Source organism: Bacillus cereus group sp. Bce041 (assembly GCF_052646455.1).
In genome coordinates this window covers 1-2,986 of the sequence record NZ_JBQXON010000043.1, presented here as the reverse complement: position 1 = coordinate 2,986, position 2,986 = coordinate 1, and the positions used below count along the sequence as shown (strand labels likewise).

The window sequence follows — 2,986 nt, the reverse complement described above, 5'->3', positions numbered from 1 at the left end:
CATATTATATGGTTAAGTCCTCGATCTATTAGTATTCGTCAGCTCCACATGTCACCATGCTTCCACCTCGAACCTATCAACCTGATCATCTTTCAGGGATCTTACTAGCTTACGCTATGGGAAATCTCATCTTGAGGGGGGCTTCATGCTTAGATGCTTTCAGCACTTATCCCTTCCGCACATAGCTACCCAGCTATGCCCTTGGCAGAACAACTGGTACACCAGCGGTGCGTCCATCCCGGTCCTCTCGTACTAAGGACAGCTCCTCTCAAATTTCCTACGCCCACGACGGATAGGGACCGAACTGTCTCACGACGTTCTGAACCCAGCTCGCGTACCGCTTTAATGGGCGAACAGCCCAACCCTTGGGACCGACTACAGCCCCAGGATGCGATGAGCCGACATCGAGGTGCCAAACCTCCCCGTCGATGTGGACTCTTGGGGGAGATAAGCCTGTTATCCCCGGGGTAGCTTTTATCCGTTGAGCGATGGCCCTTCCATGCGGAACCACCGGATCACTAAGCCCGACTTTCGTCCCTGCTCGACTTGTAGGTCTCGCAGTCAAGCTCCCTTATGCCTTTGCACTCTACGAATGATTTCCAACCATTCTGAGGGAACCTTTGGGCGCCTCCGTTACACTTTAGGAGGCGACCGCCCCAGTCAAACTGCCCACCTGACACTGTCTCCCGGGTCGATAAGACCCGTAGGTTAGAATTTCAATACAGTCAGGGCGGTATCCCACCAGCGCCTCCACCGAAGCTAGCGCTCCGGTTTCAATGGCTCCCGCCTATCCTGTACAAACTGTACCAAAATTCAATATCAGGCTACAGTAAAGCTCCACGGGGTCTTTCCGTCCTGTCGCGGGTAACCTGCATCTTCACAGGTACTATAATTTCACCGAGTCTCTGGTTGAGACAGTGCCCAAATCGTTACACCTTTCGTGCGGGTCGGAACTTACCCGACAAGGAATTTCGCTACCTTAGGACCGTTATAGTTACGGCCGCCGTTTACTGGGGCTTCAGTTCAGAGCTTCGCTTACGCTAACCCCTCTCCTTAACCTTCCAGCACCGGGCAGGTGTCACCCCCTATACTTCGCCTTACGGCTTCGCAGAGAGCTGTGTTTTTGCTAAACAGTCGCTTGGGCCTATTCACTGCGGCTTTCCGTTAAGAAAGCACCCCTTCTCCCGAAGTTACGGGGTCATTTTGCCGAGTTCCTTAACCAGAGTTCTCTCGCACACCTTAGGATTCTCTCCTCGCCTACCTGTGTCGGTTTGCGGTACAGGCACCTTTTATCTCGCTAGAAGCTTTTCTTGGCAGCGGGGAATCAAAGACTTCGCTCCATAAGGAGCTTCCCCATCACAGCTCAGCCTTTACGATAAGCGGATTTGCCTACTTATCAGCCTAACTGCTTGGACGTGCACAACCAATCGCACGCTTCTTCTATCCTTCTGCGTCCCTCCATTGCTCAAACGATAAAGAGGTGGTACAGGAATATCAACCTGTTGTCCATCGCCTACGCCTGTCGGCCTCGGCTTAGGTCCTGACTAACCCTGAGCGGACGAGCCTTCCTCAGGAAACCTTAGGCATTCGGTGGACGGGATTCTCACCCGTCTTTCGCTACTCATACCGGCATTCTCACTTCTAAGCACTCCACCAGTCCTTCCGGTCTGACTTCACTGTCCTTAGAACGCTCCCCTACCACTGATACCATTGGTATCAATCCGCAGCTTCGGTGGTGTATTTAGCCCCGGTACATTTTCGGCGCAGAGTCACTCGACTAGTGAGCTATTACGCACTCTTTAAATGGTGGCTGCTTCTAAGCCAACATCCTAGTTGTCTAAGCAACTCCACATCCTTTTCCACTTAATACACACTTTGGGACCTTAGCTGGCGGTCTGGGCTGTTTCCCTTTTGACTACGGATCTTATCACTCGCAGTCTGACTCCTAAGGATAAGTCATTGGCATTCGGAGTTTGACTGAATTCGGTAATCCGATGAGGACCCCTAGTCCAATCAGTGCTCTACCTCCAAGACTCTTACACTTAAGGCTAGCCCTAAAGCTATTTCGGGGAGAACCAGCTATCTCCAGGTTCGATTGGAATTTCTCCGCTACCCACACCTCATCCCCGCACTTTTCAACGTGCGTGGGTTCGGGCCTCCATTCAGTGTTACCTGAACTTCACCCTGGACATGGGTAGATCACCTGGTTTCGGGTCTACGACCACGTACTAAACGCCCTATTCAGACTCGCTTTCGCTGCGGCTCCGCCTCTTCAGCTTAACCTCGCACGGGATCGTAACTCGCCGGTTCATTCTACAAAAGGCACGCCATCACCCGTTAACGGGCTCTGACTATTTGTAGGCACACGGTTTCAGGATCTCTTTCACTCCCCTTCCGGGGTGCTTTTCACCTTTCCCTCACGGTACTGGTTCACTATCGATCACTAGGGAGTATTTAGCCTTGGGAGATGGTCCTCCCAGATTCCGACGGAATTTCACGTGTTCCGCCGTACTCAGGATACATTCAAGAGAGAACGAAGTTTCGACTACGGGGTTGTTACCCTCTACGACGGACCTTTCCAGGTCGCTTCGTCTACCTCGTTCCTTTGTAACTCCGTATAGAATGTCCTACAACCCCAAGAGGCAAGCCTCTTGGTTTGGGCTATGTTCCGTTTCGCTCGCCGCTACTCAGGAAATCGCATTTGCTTTCTCTTCCTCCAGGTACTTAGATGTTTCAGTTCCCTGGGTCTGTCTTCCTTACCCTATGTATTCAGATAAGGATACCATACCATTACGTATGGTGGGTTTCCCCATTCGGAAATCTTCGGATCAAAGCTTACTTACAGCTCCCCGAAGCATATCGGCGTTAGTCCCGTCCTTCATCGACTCCTAGTGTCAAGGCATCCACCGTGCGCCCTTTCTAACTTAACCAAACTAAAAATTAAAAAATATGAGCTACACTGTTATCTAGTTTTCAAAGAACATAC

1 rRNA gene is annotated in these 2,986 nt (G+C 51.2%); it reads right to left on the bottom strand.

Going from position 1 to position 2,986, the window contains the following annotated elements:
* Positions 1-8: 8 nt before the first annotated feature.
* A 23S ribosomal RNA gene (locus ACUN13_RS32105) occupies positions 9-2,930 on the bottom strand.
* Positions 2,931-2,986: the final 56 nt, after the last annotated feature.